This is a genomic window from Caulobacter sp. DWR1-3-2b1, from assembly GCF_049895765.1.
Classification (GTDB): Bacteria; Pseudomonadota; Alphaproteobacteria; order Caulobacterales; family Caulobacteraceae; genus Caulobacter.
In genome coordinates, this window is record NZ_JAFCSZ010000015.1 from 69,491 (window position 1) to 89,999 (window position 20,509).

General features: G+C 59.2%; 9 protein-coding genes. All 9 read left to right on the forward strand.

Going from position 1 to position 20,509, the window contains the following annotated elements; all coding sequences use genetic code 11:
* Nucleotide 1 precedes the first annotated feature (1 nt).
* Nucleotides 2–709: a DUF6118 family protein gene (locus ACP69S_RS14170; protein WP_425998231.1), complete on the forward strand. Its 708-nt coding sequence runs from the start codon at nucleotides 2–4 to the stop codon at nucleotides 707–709.
* A gap of 275 nt (nucleotides 710–984) precedes the next feature.
* Nucleotides 985–2,262 (forward strand): DNA cytosine methyltransferase, encoded by a 1,278-nt coding sequence (locus ACP69S_RS14175; protein ID WP_425998233.1) that lies wholly within the window; start codon nucleotides 985–987, stop codon nucleotides 2,260–2,262.
* A gap of 285 nt (nucleotides 2,263–2,547) precedes the next feature.
* The gene (locus ACP69S_RS14180; protein WP_425998235.1) at nucleotides 2,548–4,392 is read left to right on the forward strand and encodes a hypothetical protein; all 1,845 of its coding nucleotides are present in this window, start codon (nucleotides 2,548–2,550) and stop codon (nucleotides 4,390–4,392) included.
* Nucleotides 4,393–4,460: 68 nt separating this feature from the next.
* Complete coding sequence (locus ACP69S_RS14185; RefSeq protein ID WP_425998237.1) at nucleotides 4,461–5,930, forward strand: hypothetical protein; 1,470 nt, start codon at nucleotides 4,461–4,463, stop codon at nucleotides 5,928–5,930.
* 347 nt (nucleotides 5,931–6,277) lie between these two features.
* The gene (locus tag ACP69S_RS14190) at nucleotides 6,278–11,338 is read left to right on the forward strand and encodes a hypothetical protein (protein ID WP_425998239.1); all 5,061 of its coding nucleotides are present in this window, start codon (nucleotides 6,278–6,280) and stop codon (nucleotides 11,336–11,338) included.
* A gap of 9 nt (nucleotides 11,339–11,347) precedes the next feature.
* Nucleotides 11,348–11,785: a very short patch repair endonuclease gene (locus ACP69S_RS14195; RefSeq protein ID WP_425998241.1), complete on the forward strand. Its 438-nt coding sequence runs from the start codon at nucleotides 11,348–11,350 to the stop codon at nucleotides 11,783–11,785.
* A gap of 136 nt (nucleotides 11,786–11,921) precedes the next feature.
* Entirely contained in the window at nucleotides 11,922–13,289 is a 1,368-nt protein-coding gene (locus tag ACP69S_RS14200; RefSeq protein WP_425998243.1) for a hypothetical protein, read from the forward strand.
* Nucleotides 13,290–13,494: 205 nt separating this feature from the next.
* Nucleotides 13,495–18,429 (forward strand): AAA domain-containing protein, encoded by a 4,935-nt coding sequence (locus ACP69S_RS14205; RefSeq protein ID WP_425998245.1) that lies wholly within the window; start codon nucleotides 13,495–13,497, stop codon nucleotides 18,427–18,429.
* Nucleotides 18,426–19,898: a hypothetical protein gene (locus tag ACP69S_RS14210; RefSeq protein ID WP_425998246.1), complete on the forward strand. Its 1,473-nt coding sequence runs from the start codon at nucleotides 18,426–18,428 to the stop codon at nucleotides 19,896–19,898. Before ACP69S_RS14205 ends, ACP69S_RS14210 begins: the two co-directional genes overlap by 4 nt.
* The last annotated feature ends 611 nt before the right edge of the window (nucleotides 19,899–20,509 follow it).

Here is a 20,509-nt window from a genome sequence, read left to right on the forward strand (position 1 = left end):
GATGGATCAAGACATTGGATCAGAAGCGCCGGTAGATCCGGCGGCGGTGGCGTTCGAGGCGTTGCGGCGAGAAGTGGCCTTGTTGAACGTCGCTCTGTCGGGGCTAGCCGCCGAACGCGCGTCGGCCCCGGACTACAGCGAGACACTAGGGGAGATCGCTCAAGGCGTGAGGGTCGCGGTCGGGCGCATGGGAAAACTGGCGGCCAGTCCGGCGTTGGCGGCTACGCCCGCTGAGATGGCGCATCAGATCACGGCGGCCGGCGATGAGGCTCGCCGGCAGGACCGCGCGACGTTGCATCAGGCCCAGGAGATACTCCAGCGGGCGGCCGGTGATCTTCGCGGCTGGGTCGATACGGCGCGTTTGGCCAGCGTGCAAAATTGCCGGCTTTTACAAGCGGCGTTGGCCGGTGTGATTGGCGGGGCTGTTCTAGGCGCGAGCTTTCCGGTCATCGTGGCGCAGGCGGCTCCAGAACAGTGGGCTTGGCCGGAGAAGCGGGCAGCGCGCGTGCTTCACCGAGATATGTGGCCGGCCGGTGAGCGAATGCTGGCTGTTGCTGACCCCAAGCGTTGGCGGGAGACGCAAACCGCGCGGCGGATCGTCGAGCAAAACCGCGACGTGCTGGCTCGGTGTGTGGCGGCAGCTCAGAAGGCCAAGGGCGGAAAGCGCTGCCTGGTCAAAGTGTCTGGCGCGGGGTTAGCGATGCCGTAGAAGAGACAGCCCACTGAAAAATGGATTTGTTCTAGATCGGCCCTCAGATCCCTCTCTCACATCAGTCGCCGAAGGGCCGAGTCAAAGCTCCGAAGACATCATGGAAGCGATGCGACCGAAACTGTCGCTCAGGCGATCTATTGCCAACACCCAAGGTGGCGACGCAGAATGGCACCGGCAACAAGCTTCGGCACCTTCTAGGTTGGAGGCATGGGCCAAGGTGATCAAAATGCTTCGCGGCTCGAATCAGTGCGGGGTCGAACTGGGGACGCGTTTTGCAAGGTAGTGGTCAGGATCCAATCTTCGTTGACGCTTTCGCGGGCTGCGGCGGTCTGAGCCTAGGCCTCATGCGTGCGGGCTGGAAAGGCCTTTTCGCGATCGAGAAAGATGCGTTTGCATTCGAAACCTTGCGGGCAAACCTGATCGACGGCCCCAGATTCAACTACATCTGGCCCGCATGGCTTGAACGAAAGCCATGGACAATCGAGTCATTGATGGAGGCGCATGGAGCGGAGCTCAAGGGCCTGAGGGGTACGGTGGACCTGCTCGCCGGCGGCCCCCCCTGTCAGGGCTTCTCGAGCGCCGGGCGCCGAAAGCCAGGCGACCCGAGGAACGAGCTTGTGAAAAGATACCTCGAATTTGTCGATATCGTCCTTCCACGGATGGTCTTGATCGAGAACGTGCGCGGGATCACCTACGACTTCGTAGACGATAACGACGACACGGTCCGGCAAAATTTCGCCGATGACGTTATTTCCAAACTTAGCATCCATTATCATGTCTACACTGATACACTTCGTTGCTCGGCTTTCGGAATACCTCAACAAAGGCCGCGCTTCTTCCTGGTGGGGATGCTCAAGTCTGACTACAAGCGCGTTACTGCTGCCGACAATCCATTCGCGAGGATGAGGGCGTCGCGGACAAGATTTCTCGAAAAGCGCGGCCTGAAAACGCGTGTGTCTTCAAAGCAAGCCATATCGGACTTGGAACGCGACCGCGCCGGCACCGGTCCCTGTGCGGATTCTAAAGGCTATGATGCGATCTTGACGGGGGCGACGCGGACAAACTTCCAGAATTTGATGCGCGATGGTTTCGTGGGGGCCGTCTCGGACACCCGTCTTGCAAAGCATCGCCCGCATATCGTCGAACGATTTGGCAAAATTATTGAGGAGTGCCGCGAAGCTGGACGCCTGAACGTCCAGCTGAACCGTGAGATGCGTGAGCGCCACGGCATCAAGAAGATGGCGACGCGAGTACTAGACCCCGCACTCCCAGCACCTACGATTACAAGTATGCCGGATGATCTTATTCACTATAGTGAACCCAGGACGCTCACCGTACGAGAAAACGCGCGACTGCAGACCTTCCCCGATTGGTTCGTTTTCAAAGGCAAATACACGACTGGCGGCGAGCGCCGGGCGCGAGAGGTTCCGCGCTTTACGCAGGTGGCGAATGCGGTCCCCCCACTAATTGCCGAGATGTGGGGCGAAGTCTTGATGAGGTACAACAAAGCTCGCGCAACCGTGCGCCGACCAGACAAGATCGCGGCGTAGCGGCATATGTCCGATGCATCAGGCGCTTTAATCAGTGAGCCAAAGCCAATCTACCCAGCTGGGCTACTCGACTGGGCCGGCAACCGAGGGGGTGGGGTTAGGCGCCTGTTCGATTTGCATAGTGGGCGGCCCGGCGAGAAGGTCTTCGAAACTAATCTACTACACAAGCTGCGCCATTGGGCTGATCGCCTCGCAGCTGGTGACCTTGACGTTCCACGCGTAGTACTGCTGGTCGGCGGACCAGGGAATGGCAAAACCGAGGCGGTCGAGGCTACCGTAGAGCACTTGGATGTCGCGCTCGGCTGCCAAGGACGTCTGACCGCTTCACTATCAGAGGCTTATCATCCGACTTCCGGCATCGTGCCGCGTGTCATAGAGGTTGATGCAGGTGAACTGGCGGCACCTGCCCGCGAGCTCAACCTGCGAATTGTCCAAGATGCGTCCGTGGGCGGGTCCGTCCAGCGCACAGCCGCCATGCTTTTGGTGGAAGAGTTGGATCAGGCCATGGCGGCGTCAGGATCCGCCTACCTTTGCTGCGTCAATCGAGGCGTTCTCGACGACGCCATGATCCATGCGATCGATTCGAAGATTGAGGGTGCGCAAGACCTTCTAGAAGAAATTGCCCGCGCCGTAAGCCTAGCGCCGGACGCTCCGCCCTGCTGGCCGCTGCTCGGATCACCTCAAGTCGCGGTTTGGCCGATGGATGCCGAATCCTTGATCGAAAAAACCGACCAAGGAGACGAGGCCGCAGCGAAGATGATACTGGCGCGCGCGACTGAAGCACGTCTTTGGCATGCTGACGGGGGCTGTCCCGCCAGTTCAGCTTGCCCTTTTTGCTCTAGCCGCAAGGCGCTCGCAAGCCAAAGGACAGCCGACGCCTTTCTGAAAATGCTGCGCTGGTTCGAATTGGGTACCAGCAAACGATGGGCGTTTCGCGATCTCTTCTCGCTGATGTCCTATTTGCTCGCAGGAAGCGGCGCAGGCCAAGGCAGCCTATCGTCCGACCCTTGTGCGTGGGCCGCCAAAATGCAGGCTGCAGACAAGGATGCCGCGTTAGGCGGAAGGCCAAAACGAGAGGCGTCCGGCGCGATCTTCTGGCTGGTTGCCGCACAGTATCAGCATGCGCTGTTCCACCGATGGGATAAGCGTGCCGCCTCGTCGCTATTGCGCGACATTCGCGAGCTTGGACTGCAAGACCATAGTCACACCGCTATGGGTCTCCACTATTTCCTGGCGTCCCGTAGCGCCAGCCAAATCCCCGCCATGATCGCGCCGTTGCTAGAAAGCTTCGTCGATCTCCTAGATCCTGCCATGGCATCGCCCGATGCCGAGGTCACCCTATGGAGCGGAGTGGTGCGGCTCGGTGAACTTGATATTCGCTTCAGCAGGTCAGTCCGCGAAGGTTTAGACTTTCTTGTTTCGCGGCGCGCGCTCCTACCGAATGAGCGGGTGCTGCTGGAGCGTCTAGCGAACCTTGACGAAGAACTTTCCGATCCAAAGGTAAGGGTTAAGAGACCATCGGCCGCTACGCGAATCCAGCGGTTTGTGCGCGACTTTGCCTGCCGCCTATCGCGCCGAAGCATCGGGGCCAGCCAGGCCGCCGTACCTTCGGCCGACACGCTGGACGCTTTCCAGCGTGTCGTCGCTGACGCAGACGGGCATGGGCACGACCTAAGGGAGATAGCAAATCAGGTCGAGGACCTGCTGAACAATGAGCACAACTTCGATGTGTCACTAACGACGACCTTTGGTCAGCCTCAACCACCAATTCGCCGAAAGGCTATACTAGTAGTCTCTCGTCGGCGAGTTGCACCGCGTTTTTCAACGCATGAAGGTCGGCCCCGTCCCTCTATTTGTTTCCTACAGGTCGAAGTAGGCGAGGCCGAGCAGCCGGTTGCGCTTACCTATGAACTCTTCAAGGCGGTGAAGGAGCTTGATTCAGGACTTTCGGCAGCCTCTCTTCCACGAACCGTGCTGGCTCTCCTAGACACAACACGTGCGCGAATGTCTGGCTGGATCGTACGGGATCGCATCGCTCGGGAACGCCCCCTCATTCTCCTTGGCGGCACGATGTCGATTGAGCTTCATCGTGGCAAGTTCGTGTCGAGCACTCGCGGGGGCCGGCGTTGAGCCTTACGGATTTTAAGGCCTCGCCATGGAGCCGCTCGCATCCGGCCTACAAGGGTGCGGCACTGTCCATGAGCCCAGCTCCGGAGTACGCCAACTCGGAGGTGCTCGTTGCGAGCCTTTACCGCACGATCAGCGCCTTCAACGATGGAGGGGAAATCGCCTCGATCAGCGAGGGGCGCGTTCCAATACGTGGGAGGAAGGTTGACGGCACGGTAGTCGCGAACCGCGACAGGGGCCGTAAACCAGTCGGCGCGGCGCTTGACGGTGAAAGCATGCACGCCCTCCTGCACAACGTACTCGAAAGCCCCAAGCTTCCGAACCAGTCAGCAAAGCGTTTCCTTCAGATCACCCCACTAGTCGGTGAAACTGCGTCTTTCTCGGGTTCCGCACGGCTGGCAGGTAATCCATGGCCCGCAGGTGCGCTAATCCGCCAGATGATCTGGCTAGGTTCGCCGAATCCATCTGCGGCCCAAGACACATGGGGGAAGCTGTTCCATGCCTTGGGTGTGCACGAAGATGACGATGTCTTCGCGCGGTTTCTCCGCGACGAAATTTGCGCCTGGACAGGGGCGCAATGGGGAGCAGGTCTCACGGTTCCAGAAGAAGACGATGCAAGCTGCTTGCCAGAGGGCGAGCTTGCTGGCCGCGCGTCACCGGCGAGACAATTTTGCGAAGATCTCGATGCCGTATTAGCGGCGAAGTCCGTGATGACGCGCCGGCAATGGACAAGCTTGCTCGAGGCGTTGGTCAGGATCGCGGCTGTTGCGCATGTCGCCTGGGTTTGCGAGGTCCATCGGCAAATTTGGGCCTGCGTACTGCAATCCCTCTCGGGTGCGGAACCTGCCAACGTTCGTGAGACAATCTACCCACGCGACTTCGGGTATCTCACCTACGGCATGGCACCGATTTCCGAGTTGCGCGACAGGACATCGACATATCTCTCCGCTCGCCTGGGCCTCAACGCCGTCCTGTGGGGGCTGCAGGATTGCGGCAAGGATTTCACGGGTAAGCTGTCGTCCGCAGCGGACGTGCAGGCGTTGTGCGACACTGTGAAGGAGAACCGCGCGGCCCTAGCGGGAATGGGCGCGGTCATAGAGGACCTATCGGACCGCGAAGCTCGAACACTGCGCTGTCGCAGAGGCGTAGGCGCAAACCTAATGGAGTTCGCCCGGCACGTCCTCTATCAGCGTCAGGTCGCGAACCCAATCCTGCGGGGATATGATCAGGGCTACGTGCTTCGAAAGCGTAGTGCCGCAAAGTCCAGCCCCTGGGTTTGCGTCCCAGGGCCTGTCGCCGTCCTCTTGCTTGTGCATTGCTCTCTCGCAAAGCTAGCTGGCCCAAGGTCAGTTCACCGCCTCGCCCAACACATGGCGGCGTATGGGATTGTCGTGGACCACCGAAAGATCGACTCCAACGAGCTTGGAAGTCAGCTTCGTATGCTTGGGCTAGTTCTCGATAGCCCTGACGCCGAGAGTGGCATGTTGTTGGTGCCCCCGTTTCCACAAGTTCGGCCCGTCCGAGAAGGCGCAAGACCATGAGCCGGCTTGAATCTTGGTTGGCATCGGTCGTGCAAAGCCGCCTAACCGAGACGTCCGCGGGGTTGCCAACAGAGACGCGACTTATCTTTCATGGCCCGCCGCTAGATATACTGCGTGGTGTCTTTTCGCTGCTGACAACAGGCCAAGGACCCGACCTGCCGGTACTGTTGCAAGTGCCCGAGCTGCCTCCTGGAACAGCTAACCCGGGAACGGGCGTGTCGGGGCTCTGCGACGAAAGTCACCTCTTAGACCTTCGCAACTCACCACGAGCATCGAGCTACCTTGCGCTCGTTCCGCCGGGCCAACACGCAATTCGGTCCGTCACGTCCACGACGGACGAGTTTGGGATGTCCTCCTCTAGCAACGGAGCGAACGTTGCTTTCGAGGACTGGTGGGCTGACCCCTTCCTGCAAATGGCGCTCGACTATGCCTTGCTTGGCTCGGGCTTGGATACGCAGCAAGTTGAAGAAGCCCGCGCCATCGTCGCGCGAGCAGCAAGGGCCTTTGACGACGTCGATACAGATGCAGGCAATCGTACGGCGGGCTGGCAGCTGGTTGCGAGAGTGTTCGAGGGCACTGTCGAAACGAGCCAGGCTGCTCAGCTTATCAGCCTAGCCTGTGGCGTGCCGCCAAGCGCGACGGGAAAGCTTGTATCCAACGAGCAGCACGCGAGCCTAGACGGGGTAGCAAGCGCCCTGTCGGACGGCTTCGCCACCGGCCTCGCCCATGCTCGAGCCGAAGCAAACGACACGCAGAAAGGCTGGATAGACGCGTTTCTCGTCCACATCCGGTCCAGCTGCCAGATTCCCACTGCGCTTGACCGCTCCCCTGAACCTTTTTACGCGCCAGCAAGTGGTGCCAAGCTTCCCGTTCCCCCTGCGTGGTGGCTTGGCCTAACCGCAGAGGTGTGGGCCGAACTGCTGGACGACGAGCCAGAGATTGTCGGCGACATCCGGGTCGAATGTGCAAACCCTCTCCTTCCACCATCCAGGGGAGTACCACTGATCGTCCAGGACGTGGTCGAGATTGCGGTAAGCGTAAGTCAGGAGAACGGTGACCCAGTTGTCGTCAGTTTGGCGCGATCGCCAGGCCGGTCCGGTGCCGATTTTCCGCGCGTCGAGCCGGTGGAAGGCCGCCTGGAACTTTCGGACGAAGCGCCGCCGCAGCACAGGTCGCCGATCCAATACAAGGCCAGCGCGGAAGGTTTTCGCACTGCATCGCTCAAGGTCATTTCGCTCGCGACTTGGGGGCCAGGGATCTTCATCGTGTGCCGGACTGCACGCAAGGTAACCCCTCCCAAAGCGCCCTCGCGGGTCACAAAGGGAGCAAATTGGGAAACCGCGATCACGCTGCCAGGCCCTGGTCGTTACGAGCTCCTAGCCTTCGTCTCTCCCGGTTCGACGATTGACAGCCCGGCAACCGGAATCGCTAGCGGCGATGGCCACGGTGAAGAGCAACAGCAACTGCAAGTCCGCGACGTCCAGACTGGACTATACCAGTTAGAGGTGGAAGTTGATGGGTCCTATCAGGTCGACCTTCCCTTCACGCGTCCAACGGCCCGCGGCACGGCCACTGAGACCTGCCGTATTTTCATCTCATGTGATGATGTCGCCGAAGAGGGCTGCAGTAGCGAATTCGAACGACTAATTATGGTCAATCGTCGCCAGATCGACCCTTCGGGCGCAAAGCCCGTAGTCCAGCTGAACCGGAACGCACGTACGACCACCCTTCAGGGGTGGATCTTGCAACAGGAAAACGTCGCTCATTCCTTTTTGCCACTCGTCTTGGCGGACGACTACGCTGACCATTGGGTTCAACCCAATTGGAAGGAAGACGCCGGTCGCGTCATTTCCGCCGGACGGTACCTTAAGGATCCTCGGCCGCCTGCAAGCCAATTCGACCCGCCGGCGGCGTTCCTATCTGCCCGCAAGGAAATTTGTCGCCTCATCCGCGGTGGCGATGACCAGTCGCGATTGATCGAGGCGGCCCCTCTGGGCGAGTGGCTACGGCAGGACGCCGCTTTCCAGGGCCTCTTGGAGGAGTATCTCGATGGGTATTCCACATGGTTGCGAGCAAGCCCGGAAATAGCGACATGGAGTGACGTCGTAGCGATTGCGACCCTTGAGCCCGGAAAGCGAACGCTCGCCCGGACGCCTGATGCGATCTTGCTTTCCCCGCTCCATCCCTTGCGGTTGGCGTGGCATTCGCTCGCACAACGGATCCTCGATGATGCAGCTTTAAGCGCTAAGCCCTGCCCTGCTGCAGGTATACTTGATCCCGGGGTGATCCCAGACGTCCTGCACATGCCGCTAGTTGCGCCCGAAGGGATCGACTGGGTCCCGTTCCTCGCCGTAGAGTCGAACACGGACTACTGGTCTGTCATGTGGAATGGTCGCCGGTTGCGGGAACTGGCGAACCGATCTTGCCAAGCGCCATTTGGCGCCACGTTCGGCATTACCGTCGGTGGGATTTCCGCTGGATTTAGCGCGGGGCAGGTTGGCCGGGCGCTCGATGACGTTTCCAATGTCCTATGCGCCAAGCCAGCGCTGAGCGTTGCCATTAGTAGCGCCGGCGGAACTACGGATTCTTGCAATGAGGGCTTGGTCCAGTGGTCGTCCGCTAATTATTCGGAACCTGACAAGCCTGCTCGTCTGAGCACCACGGGGCCTCGCCGGCTCGACGTTTTCGACATGAGGGATACGCCCTCATGGCCAGATGACGCGATGATCGCCAACCTGTCTGAGGACACCCAAAACCACGTGCGCTGGTTTGCGCAGCCCCCAGCTGGCAAGGGGATTGACCTCGGCATTATCGCCCAGCTCGACTCGTCTGAACCTGATACATCCGAAACTCCAGCTATGTCAGCGCTCGGAGCTGGCGGATTGATCCGACATCGTATCCGCCGCCAGCTCCCAGAAGGATTCCTCAGCGAATCCAGACAATCGCGGCCGGCGGAGCCGACGGGTGATCCCCTTGCAGACAAGGTCTCCGCTTGCATAGCACAGCTCGAGAGTTCGGCATCTCAACCTGTCGGACTTCGCTTCGCGCCGAACGTCCACGCCATAGGCGACATGCTCGAGGATCGGAAGGCAGACTTCGTCGCTGTATCGTCATCCGCGATCGACCCCGCGTGTTTCCTTGGCGGTTGGCTGCCGCAATCTTATCTTTGGGACTACGACCTGCCGTCCTATTCGCAGCGCGCTGGTGACACCAACGGCTACTATTTGCTTTCGCGCGTCAAACCCTCAGACCGCGACGGCTTAAAGCGGGTGCTCTCGAAACTGCCTGGATGCGAGAGCCTCTCCGACGAGCAGGTCGAGGGAATATTGCTGGAAGTAGCGCGCCGGGGCATCCCGACTATCAGAGGACTTTCTGGAGCCGATTCCGGCGCGACGGGAGACCTTGGGCTGTTTCTAGCCGGGCGCATGCTTCAGGATCGCTTCCGCATAACGGGCAGTCCCGGCAGCCTCTTGCCCGTCGTCGGTGGATCTTCTGGCGAGCCAACCATTTCGTTGGTAGTACCAGTTGATCCATTCAGAGGTTACATCGACGACCTTTCCCGTTCCATGAGCAGGGACACGTCCGATGCGGGACTTTCCAGGCCAGACCTGCTGGTGGTCGGCATCTCCCTCGCACCAACAGGGGTCCGCCTCCAGCTTACGCCCATCGAAGTAAAATGCCGGCTCGGGTCTGTTTTCTCCGCGTCGGATTCGCGTGACGCGCTAGGGCAAGCAAATTCCTTATCGCGCCTTCTCGAGAATCTGGCGGCACAGGAAGGGCGCCTGTCCGCGTGGCGCTTGGCCTATCAGCATCTCTTGCTCTCGATCATCGGGTTCGCGATGCGGGTCTATAGCCAGCATGAAGACCTCGCTGGATCCGCTGCCGACTGGTCTTTGCTCCACGAGCGGATCGCGTCGGCTATTCTAGCGGACGACGCATGCGTTTCGATCGACAAGCGCGGCCGTCTCGTCGTGATCGATGACTCGACTATGAGCGATGCGATCGACCGCGACGGTGACGGATTTGCCGAAACCATAGTGATCAGAATGAAGGACGCAGGCCTCATCGCCGGGAACGATGCACACGCGTTCTACGATAGCGTGAGAGCTAGGGTCGGCGATTGGGACCTTATGCCAAAGCCCGGCGCTGCCGACGTTGCAGCGCGAGGGAGCGAGCCAGATCCTTCTCTAAGCGACGCCCTGCAAGGGGAAGCCCGGGGTCCCGCCGCCGGCGACCTAGCTCGATTGGTCGAAGAAGAACCGCCGGTTTCGAATCCTGGCGAGGCTTCAGATGGAATCGTCCTGCGCGTGGGCACAACTATCGATGGCTTCGAAAAGCGTGAGCTTGAGCTGGTTCTCTCCGATACACGCCTAAATCAACTCAATATGGGTGTAGTTGGCGATCTCGGCACCGGCAAAACGCAACTTCTAAAGTCACTAATCTATCAAATCGCCTCTTCCGCCCCGGTGAATCGCGGCATTCGTCCACGCGTGTTGATCTTTGATTACAAGAAGGACTATAGCAGCGCCGACTTTGTCGCGGCGACTGGGGCAAAAGTCGTAAAGCCGCAACGGCTCCCCCTAAATTTGTTTGATGTCAGTGACATGGAAGAATCCATGTCGCCTTGGCTTGATCGCTTCCGTTTCTTTGCCGACGTGCTGGACAAGATTTACAGCGGGATCGGTCCGGTCCAGCGCGACAAGCTCAAGCGGGCAGTACGCAGCGCGTACGAGGGCGCCGGCGGCGCAGCTCCGACTATATACGACGTCCACGCGGCCTATTCAGACTTGCTCGAGGGCAAGTCTGACTCACCCATGGCTATCATCGACGATTTGGTCGACATGGAGATTTTCGAGCGCGACCCGGGGAAATGCATCCCCTTCAACCAGTTTCTGGACGGTGTGGTAGTCGTTTCGCTCGACGCCTTTGGCCAAGACGACCGGAGCAAGAACATGCTCGTGGCGGTCATGCTCAACATGTTTTACGAGAATATGTTGAAGACGCCAAAGCGACCATTCCTTGGCGAGGCCCCCCAACTTCGGGCAATCGATTCATATCTACTCGTCGACGAAGCCGACAATATCATGCGGTATGAATTTGACGTGCTGCGAAAACTCCTTCTTCAAGGAAGAGAGTTTGGTTGCGGCGTTATTTTGGCATCCCAGTACCTGAGGCATTTCAAAGTGAATGCGACTGATTACAGGGAGCCCTTGCTAACGTGGTTTGTGCATAAGGTCCCCAACCTGACCTCATCTGAACTCTCGGCTTTAGGTCTGGCCAACGGCGCATCCGAAGTGGCAGAGCGCATAAAGACTCTGGCTAACCACCAGTGCCTCTACAAGTCTTTCGACTCCCCAGGTCAAGTTGTAAGGGGCCTTCCATTCTATCAGATTGTTGAAGATACATAGTACGATACAATGGCCGATTTCTTGTCGCCAGAAGAACGCTCGAAGCGTATGGCGCAGATACGATCGTCAAATACCTCTCCGGAACGCATCTTGAGGCGTGAACTACACAAGCTCGGGCTGCGCTTCACGCTCAACAACAAGAGACTACCCGGCAAGCCCGACCTCGTTTTTCCACGTCACAATGCAATCGTGTTCGTCCATGGTTGCTTTTGGCACCGTCACCAGAGCTGCAAAGTCGCGAGCACCCCAAAGAGCAACACACAATTTTGGCTCGATAAGTTCCAGCGAAATGTGGATAGGGACGAGCGAGTTATTACCAGCCTCACGAGATTAGGCTGGCGTGTATTAGTGGCTTGGGAGTGTGACTTGAGCTCAGGGGTGCGCGCCCGTGAGACGGCGCTGCGGATTGCTAACTCGATACGAGATCCGCCAATGCTACTGGGTTAGGCATTCGCCAAAGACGTGAAGGTATCCGGGCCAAATTGTCCCCGCTGTCCGCCGTCCGGTTGATGCGACGCCCATAAACAGCTTTAACAAGCGCAAAGCTCCACCATCGGTGGTTGCTACAGGGGGCGGGGACCAAATGGACGGACGCCTGACGGACTTGGATGCCCTCGCGCTAACAGTGCGCAACCCGCTCAGTCGAAGCTATATGGACGAGGCGATCAAGGCCTATCGCGCAGGCAGCTACAAGGCAGCCATCGTCGCTATTTGGGTCGCGCTCACTTTCGACATCATTGCGAAGGTCCGCGAGCTCGCGGGTCAAAACGAGCCACAGGCCATAACGTTTATCACCGCCTGGGACACAAATGTTCAGGCCAACAATATTGATAAGCTCCTCGCGATGGAGCGAGATCTGCTGACCAAGGCAGAAACCGACTTCGGGTTCATCGACTCCATTACCAAGCGTCACTTCGAGCGCCTGCAGGCAGACCGCCATTTATGTGCGCACCCCGCATTCACGTCGGACGGAGAGCTCTTTGCCCCTGAACCCGAGCTCGTCCGCCTCTATGTCGTAGAAGCGATCCGCAACTTACTTTCTCAACGGCCAGTACAGGGCAAGACGCTTCTGGCTTTATTCGACTCCGACTTCAGAAGCCTCTCTTTTCCGACCCAGCCTGTCGCGATCACCCGATTTGTGCGGGAACGATATCTCGCACACGCAAGGCGAGGCGCCGCAGCGACGCTGGCGACGGTCTTGGGGAAAGCAATGCTGAGGGGGGCCCCCACTGGTTGGGAGTCCAAAGTTGGCTTGCTACCGCCGGCCTTGCAAGCGGTCAGAGAAGTTGATGGAGAGGCCTGGCGCGATACGGTCGTCCCAAACCTCGTGACGCTGATTGATACCTCCGACGACATCCACCTGCCCAATAGCTATGCCCTTTTGGCAAGCTTTTCGGATGTGCACGCCGCCTTGCCTGGGCACGCTCTAGAAAGGCTCGCGGCGTATCTGCAGAACCTCGAGCCATCGGAAGAAGACGTAAGGGCCTTCGAGGCTGTTCGCTTAAGCACATTCCGCACACTGATGATTGAGAAATTTATCGCGAGTGACGAAGGCACACAGGCGGCTGTGCTGGCGAAACTTGCCGCTCCTGAATTCTGGGACTCCGCCCTGTCGATCTTCTCGCAATCGGGATCGTACCGGAGTGCCGAGTTTCGGTTCGAGCGATATATCGCGCCATATCAGGATACCGCACTGCTCGAGCAGTTGGAGCAGGTATTCGAGGTAGTTGGAGGCAGCAGCCAGATCTATCACGCCGCCGAACTACCCTTCCAGCTTGCCGACTTCGTGGGGCGAGTTGGTCGCCGTGCGCAGCTCACCCAACAAAACCTATTGGCGCTCGTTTCCATGACGGATGCCAGCACACGAAATCGCCGTGCTCAGTTCCGACCGGTCTTCGAAATATTTGAATCCGCTGGATTGGTGGCTCCGCCGTTTACGTCCGCAGAGTGACGGTCCGCCACGGACAAGCGGCTCGCTGGCGCGGATCCAGCGCGATTTATTGGTGAGCTGCCAGTGCGAGCTTTGGCCTGTCGGCCCGGAACTTCAGGACATCCGGCTCTCCTATCGAGTAAAACTGGCTGCTCGATCGCTATTGTGTCCGGAGAGACTTCAGTCAAATCTAGCCCAAGGGTGGGTATAACGGGGGCGGCATTACTTGAAGATCATCAACTGCGGAACGGGCATTCACGCTCGCGAGATTACCGGTATTTCTCTTCTCGCGGGTCTGCCGTCGCACTGGTTTGCCTATACAAATCTCGATCTCGCCATCGCGACGGGTGCCAGCCGGGAGATCGACGTAATCATCGTTGCTGAGGACCGCATCCTTGTGGTCGATCTCAAGGATTGGAAGGGACCAATCGAAAGCCGGGAGGGACGCTGGTACAACAATGGCCATGATCATGGCCCCTCGCCTGTAAAAAAGATCGCGCAGAACTCGCGTGACATCTTCATCCAGCTCGAGGCCCACCTGAAAAAGCACCTCAAGGGCAAGCCTTATAAAATTCCGAAGGTTCAGGGCCTGGTGGTTCTAACACAGACAGGCGACCTCGCCGGCATTGCAGAGAGCGAGGTGAAGAGTGTCATGCCAGTCGCCGCGTTCACGGCGACGCTGAAGAGCGTACCCGCGCGCATCGCGACGTTTGGTGCCGCGCCTCCCGACGTCCCCCTTACCGACCCCGAATGGAAGGCCCAGCTCTCAAAGTTTTTCAACGTCTCAAAGGGCGTCTTCACCCCCGGAAGGCGGATGTATGGCGGCTTCTACGCGAGTTCGCCCCAGCCTGTGTTTAAACACCCGAACGGCGTCTATGCCGAATTCGAGGCGAGCGACGAGCGCCAGTCACCCACGCTGGGCGTCCTGCGGCTCTGGGACTTTACAATGGCTGAGACCAGGTTTCAGACCGAGTCTGGGCGCGGAGAGATCGCCGGTCGAGAACAGGAGGTTATCGCATACCTGCAGGATCGGTCGGACGACTGCGAGAACGTAATCGTCGATGGTCGCGTGCGCGATCCAGAATATAGCGTTCAATACTGGGAGGTCTATGATCGGCGACGCAGGCTACACCGCCTTCTAGACTTCGCAGGAACGGAACTAAACGAGCTTGGACGTGCTGACCGCATCGAGCTTGCGAGACAACTTATCACCGCAGTCAATTCGCTTCACTTGGCTGAAGCTACTCACCTCGACCTAGGGCAACACAGTATATGGCTGCAACGGCCCTCGACTGTGAAGCTGTCTCATCTCATGGCAGCAAGCTACCCGGACATTCGATCGCTCGGCGAGTCACGCTTTCAATTCCTATCGACTGGACGCCTACCCGAAGACGTGTTCGGCGACGAGGGAAGCCCTAAGCGCCGCGACGTGTTCCTCACCGCGGCGGCCGCGCACCGGATCCTTTTCGGAACTGGTCCCAAGGCAACTGATGGTTGCCCTGAATGGAGCAGCTCCGCAGACGTTGCTACCGACTTCATCGAGTTGCATGAATGGTTCGAGAAGGCACTCGCTTGGGACCCTCAACTCAGGCATGGCGATGCTGGCGAGGCCCTTGCCGCCTTCAACGCCGCGACAGCTGTGCGCCCTACGCCGGCAGAGGTCGTCGAGGGCCTGCAACGGCATACGGATGCGATCAAGAGTCAGTACCAGCTGTTTACGGCTTACCCACCGGAAGGCGGGATGCTGCGCGACGATGAGGCTGGCATGCGCTGGCGTTCTCGCTGCGGCGATGGCGACGTCATGATCAAGGTGTGGAAGCGGGCAACTTGGGGAGACCAGCAACGCGAAGGTCCCAAAATCCTCGCCTTCTTGGACCGCACGTCGGAGCTAGCCTCCGTGCAGCCCGAAGGCTGCCCGACGGTGTTGCAGGGGATTTGGCTTGGCGACGCAATAGTGCTCGTTCAGCAATGGGTGGACCTTCCCAATCTCGAAGCGGTCCTTGCCGACGGCGGTCTTGACGATGTGAATGCACGTCTCACGTTGGTAGGGGCGTTAGCGGATCGGGTCGAGAAGCTTCACGCGCTCCGGATCGCCCACGGCGATCTCAAGCCAGCCAATATCTTGGTTGACCCCTCGGCACCGAACAACCCCATGGTGGTGGATCTGGTTGATTTCACGGCCGCAGCAGATGGTGAGATCGCCAACAAGAGATATGCTCCCGAGTCAGGCGGCCGCTATGAACGGGACCGGTTCGCGATCACGGCTATCGCAGAGGAGCTGCTTAGCTCGGACGATTCGATCGCCTCGCTGCGAGTAAGGGACGCGATCCAGGAGATAAGGAAGGCCGACGCGCCGAACGCGACCTTACTACCAATATTAGATGCACTACGGGCACCTGACAGCAACGCGTCCAATATGGAACGAATTGTGCTGCGAACATTGGAAGTTGACTCGGGGCCAGTGCTTGCGGACGAAGGAAGGTATTATCTTCGGAAGTCACCATGGGGGCGGGGGATTATCATCCGCGGTGCCTGCGAAGAGGTTGAAGTCAAGTTGGGGTCGGACAACTTGCCTGTCTCCGTCCTCCGCAGAGCGGTGGATCAGAGTCGCATCCGCTTTGTGACACGTTTCGAATTCGGCCATTTCGAGGGAACGATTTTCTTTGAAGCGGCACCTGCGGTAGACTTCGCCCAGCTAGCGGCAGTGCTTAAGCGGGAAGAGGTTGTTGCGGCACTTTCACCCCGATCGGCTGTTCCAAGTGAGGCCGATGCCCAGGAGGAGCGGACAGCCGAGCGTGAAAGCACGCCTGGAGAGCCACCCGAAGACGACCTGATCGAAGCGATCGCTGCGGCACCGGTTCCGACCGGTCAAGTCGACGTTGGCCGGCTATGGCAGTCACTGATCGACGCAGAGGAAGAGCTTGTGACCTACGGCCAGGTCGCAGAGGACAGCGGTTTCGACACATCTACAACACGGCACAAGGCACACTTTGATCTGCTGAGCGGTTCGTTCGATTACAATCGCAACGACAGCGTGATGGTGGAGCGCGAGGATCGGCACGGAAATTGGCGACCGATTGGTCACCTAGACCTGCAGCGATCTAAGCCGGACTTCATCTTCATAGAGAGTTTTAGACCGCATCCGCGAGGAGCGCCGCCGCTCGTGGAGCAAGGTGAGGAACTGCGTTTCCGTAGTCGCATGGAACAGAAGAGCCTCGATCGACGGCAGGCTGCGGTCAAGCGCGTCGTCGGCAAGGCGTCACGAACGCGCGATCTCATCCACGTGATCGACCCCCGGTCGGATGCGAAGCCACGAATGCTTCTGAACCGCTTAGCGCCCGAGCTTCTGAAGGAGAACTACGGACTAAACGACAAGCAGGCCGCCGCTCTGTCAGCGGTGCTAGCCACACGCCCGCTAGCACTCGTTCAGGGGCCGCCGGGCACGGGCAAGACGGTCTTCATCGCTGCCCTCGTTCACGCCGCGCTCACACATGGGCTCGCCCGCAATGTGTTGCTCTCAAGCCAAGCGCACGAGGCGGTCAACAATGCCGCAGAAGCGGTACTGAAGCTGTTCGCTAAGGCAGGAGACGCGCCCAGCATCCTGCGAGTAGGCAACGAAGGAGTAGTCTCTGACCGCCTCCTGCCGTTCCACGTAGAACGAGTAGAAAAGCTTCAGAAGGACCGGTTCCGGGCGGAGCTGCGCGAAAGGCTCGGGGTCGCCGCGAATGCTCTTGGTATCCCGGCTGAACTCGCGGACAAGCTCGCGCACGTGGAACATGCCATACGGCCCGTCGCTATTCGCATCTCGGAGCTCGACGGCGATACTGCTAACGCACAGCGTGTCGCTGCCTTGCGCGAAACGATTTGCCAGCAACTCTTGCCATTGCAGGTGGATGCGTCCGTCGGCTCCGCAATGCAGGCCGACCAGATTATCGGTGACATCGTCTCCGCCTGCATCATGCAGATGCCGCCAGACGAGCGGCCGAGTCTAGACCGGGTCGCGCGCTATCAATCAGTCGCTGCAATCGCCCGCGATTTCATTGGTAGCGTCTCTACCGAACACCGTAGCTTCGAAACCTTCCTGGCCGGCACCCGGCAAATCGTGGCTGGTACGTGTGTGGGCCTCGGCCGCTCGTCACTCGGGCTTACCTCAACGCCGTTCGACTTGGTAATTGTCGACGAAGCAGCCAGATGCACAGCCAGCGAACTTGCCGTGCCTGCGCAGGCCGGCAGTTGGATCGTTCTAGTAGGCGATCAGGAACAGCTTCAACCACAACACCCTGAGTCAGTTGTCGAAAAGGTGGCCAAGCAGTTGCATGTGAGCGAGGCGGAAGTCGCGAGGAGCGATTTTGAGCGCGTTTTTGAATCCGCCTACGGCCGCGAGGCTGGCCACACATTGCGACGACAATACCGAATGCTCCCAGCTATCGGAGAGATTGTCTCAAGATCCTTCTACGAAAGGAAGCTTGAGCATGGCAGGCACAAGCCGATCATCGATCCCGCAATTTTGCCATTGGAACTTAGTAGCCCTGTCGTTTGGATCGACACGGCTCCGGTCGGCGAACGGGGAAGGCAGGGCGATCCAAACCATCGAAAGAGCCTCAGCAACACCGTCGAGGCTGATGCCATCGTAGCCTTGCTAAAGCGACTGGGTGACAGCGAAGAGTTTGTCATCTGGCTAAGCGCACAGACGGCCCACGCCCATGCGATCGGCGTCATCTGCGCGTACTCCGCGCAGCGAGATCTCGTGAGAAGAAAGCTGGCACTGTCGTCCGTCCACCAAACGGTTCGGGAGGCGCTCAAGGTCGACACGATCGACAGCTACCAGGGCAAGGAGAACCCGATCGTCATCGTCTCGCTCGTCCGCAACAATTGGCTGGGCACTCGCGCCAATGGATCTGCAGTCATCAGGCCGGGTTTCCTAGCCAAGCCCAACCGCATTAACGTTGCGATGAGCCGAGCCATGGATCGACTAGTGATTGTAGGCAGCCGCAGCAGATGGGCGGCCGGAGGTCCAATGGACAAGATCGCCCAGGCTTTTGCGCAGTGCGTGGAAGCGGGCGACGGCAGGGTGATCGACGCCAATGCACTGCTAAACCCGTCTCCTGTAGCCGCCACTGCGGCGCAACCGATGGACCTGCCGGCGGAGAGCTGCAAGTGAGTGAAAAACCCCGCAGCAAACTAACATTGCGTCCGCAGCGAGCGACGCTCATCGACGACGACGAGGACGGCCCACTGACACTCGGGCTGTTGGATTTGGCGTTACCATGCCGACGCTTCCTGGTGGACCATACCGTCGCCGAGGTTGGCAAGATCTCGGTCACCGCAGAGTTCCTCCTGCGTTTGGTCAAAGTACTTGGAAGCTGCACAGAGGAAGCGGTGCAGGCGTTTTTCGGCTACAGCCGTAGGGAGATGGCTTACGTCCTCGCCGAAGTTGAAGAGGCGGATTATGTGAACCGCACAGATGGGCGACTAGCGCTCACAGCGAACGGACTTGGGCTCTTCAAGCCCGGTAGCGACGATCCAGTTATTTTTGAGGTCGAGCGTAAGAATGCTCGCATCGGCCTAGACTTGATCTCTCTAGCGCCCGCCGACACGCGATCTACCAGCATCTTCGAACGGTGCCTTCCGGAGCTACCGCTTGCGGACCCGGCGCAGGTCAGTGCCGCAACCGAAAGGGTGCCAGCTCAGTTCCGACGACACTTTCGCGAGTTGGCCCCCCGTATGGATTCAATCGCAGCCGCCCGACGGTCCCTTTATTCAATAGATGGGGTTAGCGCTGAAGATCGTTTTTCGAGCGTAGTTCGAGTGAAGCTCATCTCCTCGGGTATGAAGCCAATGCAGGTAGAAATAGACCTGTCTGATTGGCGCTCTGAACACGAGTTGAGCGATCGCGAAGCCGTGGGCCGCTCGGTTCTCAAGGTCATCGAAAAGCTTAGTTGTTCCCACCGCGACGACGACCACGACGCCTACAATTTGCTTGCAGAAATGGCGCCGGAGTATCTCGGCGAATGGCTTCGGCGCGACGGTCTCAACGTTCAACGCTATTACCGGCACGCCTTTACCAGTCACGGTGATGTACGGGCCGACAGGAAAACTACCCCAATACTCGGTAGTCTCTTTACACCAGAGAACGCTCGCCGATTGGTCGAGGTCGCGAACTATGGCCTGCGACGCGCCAAGCATCCCTCCCCTGCTATGTTCTGGCTGGTGCCGCAGGTGTCCCTTTGGGGGAGCACATCGATCATGGCCGAGGCGGTGGACCAGCTCCGAGACCTTGTTATTCGCACTCGCGATGGCCTCCCTTCTGTGGAGGCTGTAGCCCTAACCGCCGGGCCTGCGGAGTCGTGGGTGAAGCAGGCCTTCAACATCAGGCGGGAATGCCAGGGCGCCGTGTTCCCGGGGAGATTTGAGATGCTGCTCTCACCGGGCAGTTTCGTGGTCGCTGTAGTCCACGCACCTGTCGGAGGTTCATCCGGTATTCCGGTCCCTCTAGGCTTCGCAAGCTTCGATGAAAGGGTGGTCAGCCGCGGAATGGCTATGCTTGAGGGGAGCGCGGCTCGGTTCGGGCTAGGCGAAGAGCTAAGGCGCGAGTTGGCTCCACGAGCCGCCGAACCGGCACAGTCGTGATGGAGCGGAGCGGGCCATGGATGTCGTCATTTCCGTCCAAAGGCTGCAGTCCCGGCTTGGGAGTAAACTTTGGCCTCGTTGCCGATCTTTTTGCCGATCTTTCCACCGGGATAAGTGACGGCGAACATGATGTTCTCGCGGCGCCAAGCCGCGTTTTTGCCGATGCTTTTTGCCGATGTTTCATCAGATCAGCGTTACGCCGCGCCAGTCTCGCTATTGTCTCCCTCGACGCATTTTTATCTGAGGATTGCTCATATTTGAGAGGTTTGCGGATCGATTTGTGCGCATTCCACGGCATCGTGGGCGCGTATTCCACGGCATCATGGGCACGATTTCCACGCGATGGTGGGCACGGATTCCACGGCATCGTGGGCGCCCCTGCTGAGGGGATGATGGAGCCTCGACCGACAGTCTGACCGGGCTACGGAGAACCTCGTTTTTGAGCGAGGGAACCCGATGCCGACCGAGAGATTGTCGATGCGCCGCATACGCTGTCCGCCGTCAGCGCCTTTGAGACAGATTGAGGGTTCCGTTTAGAGGAGGGTTTTGGTCTCATCGTAGTGACGAAGGAACGAAGATGAGACCAAAACCCTTGGCCGCGAAAGCGACGC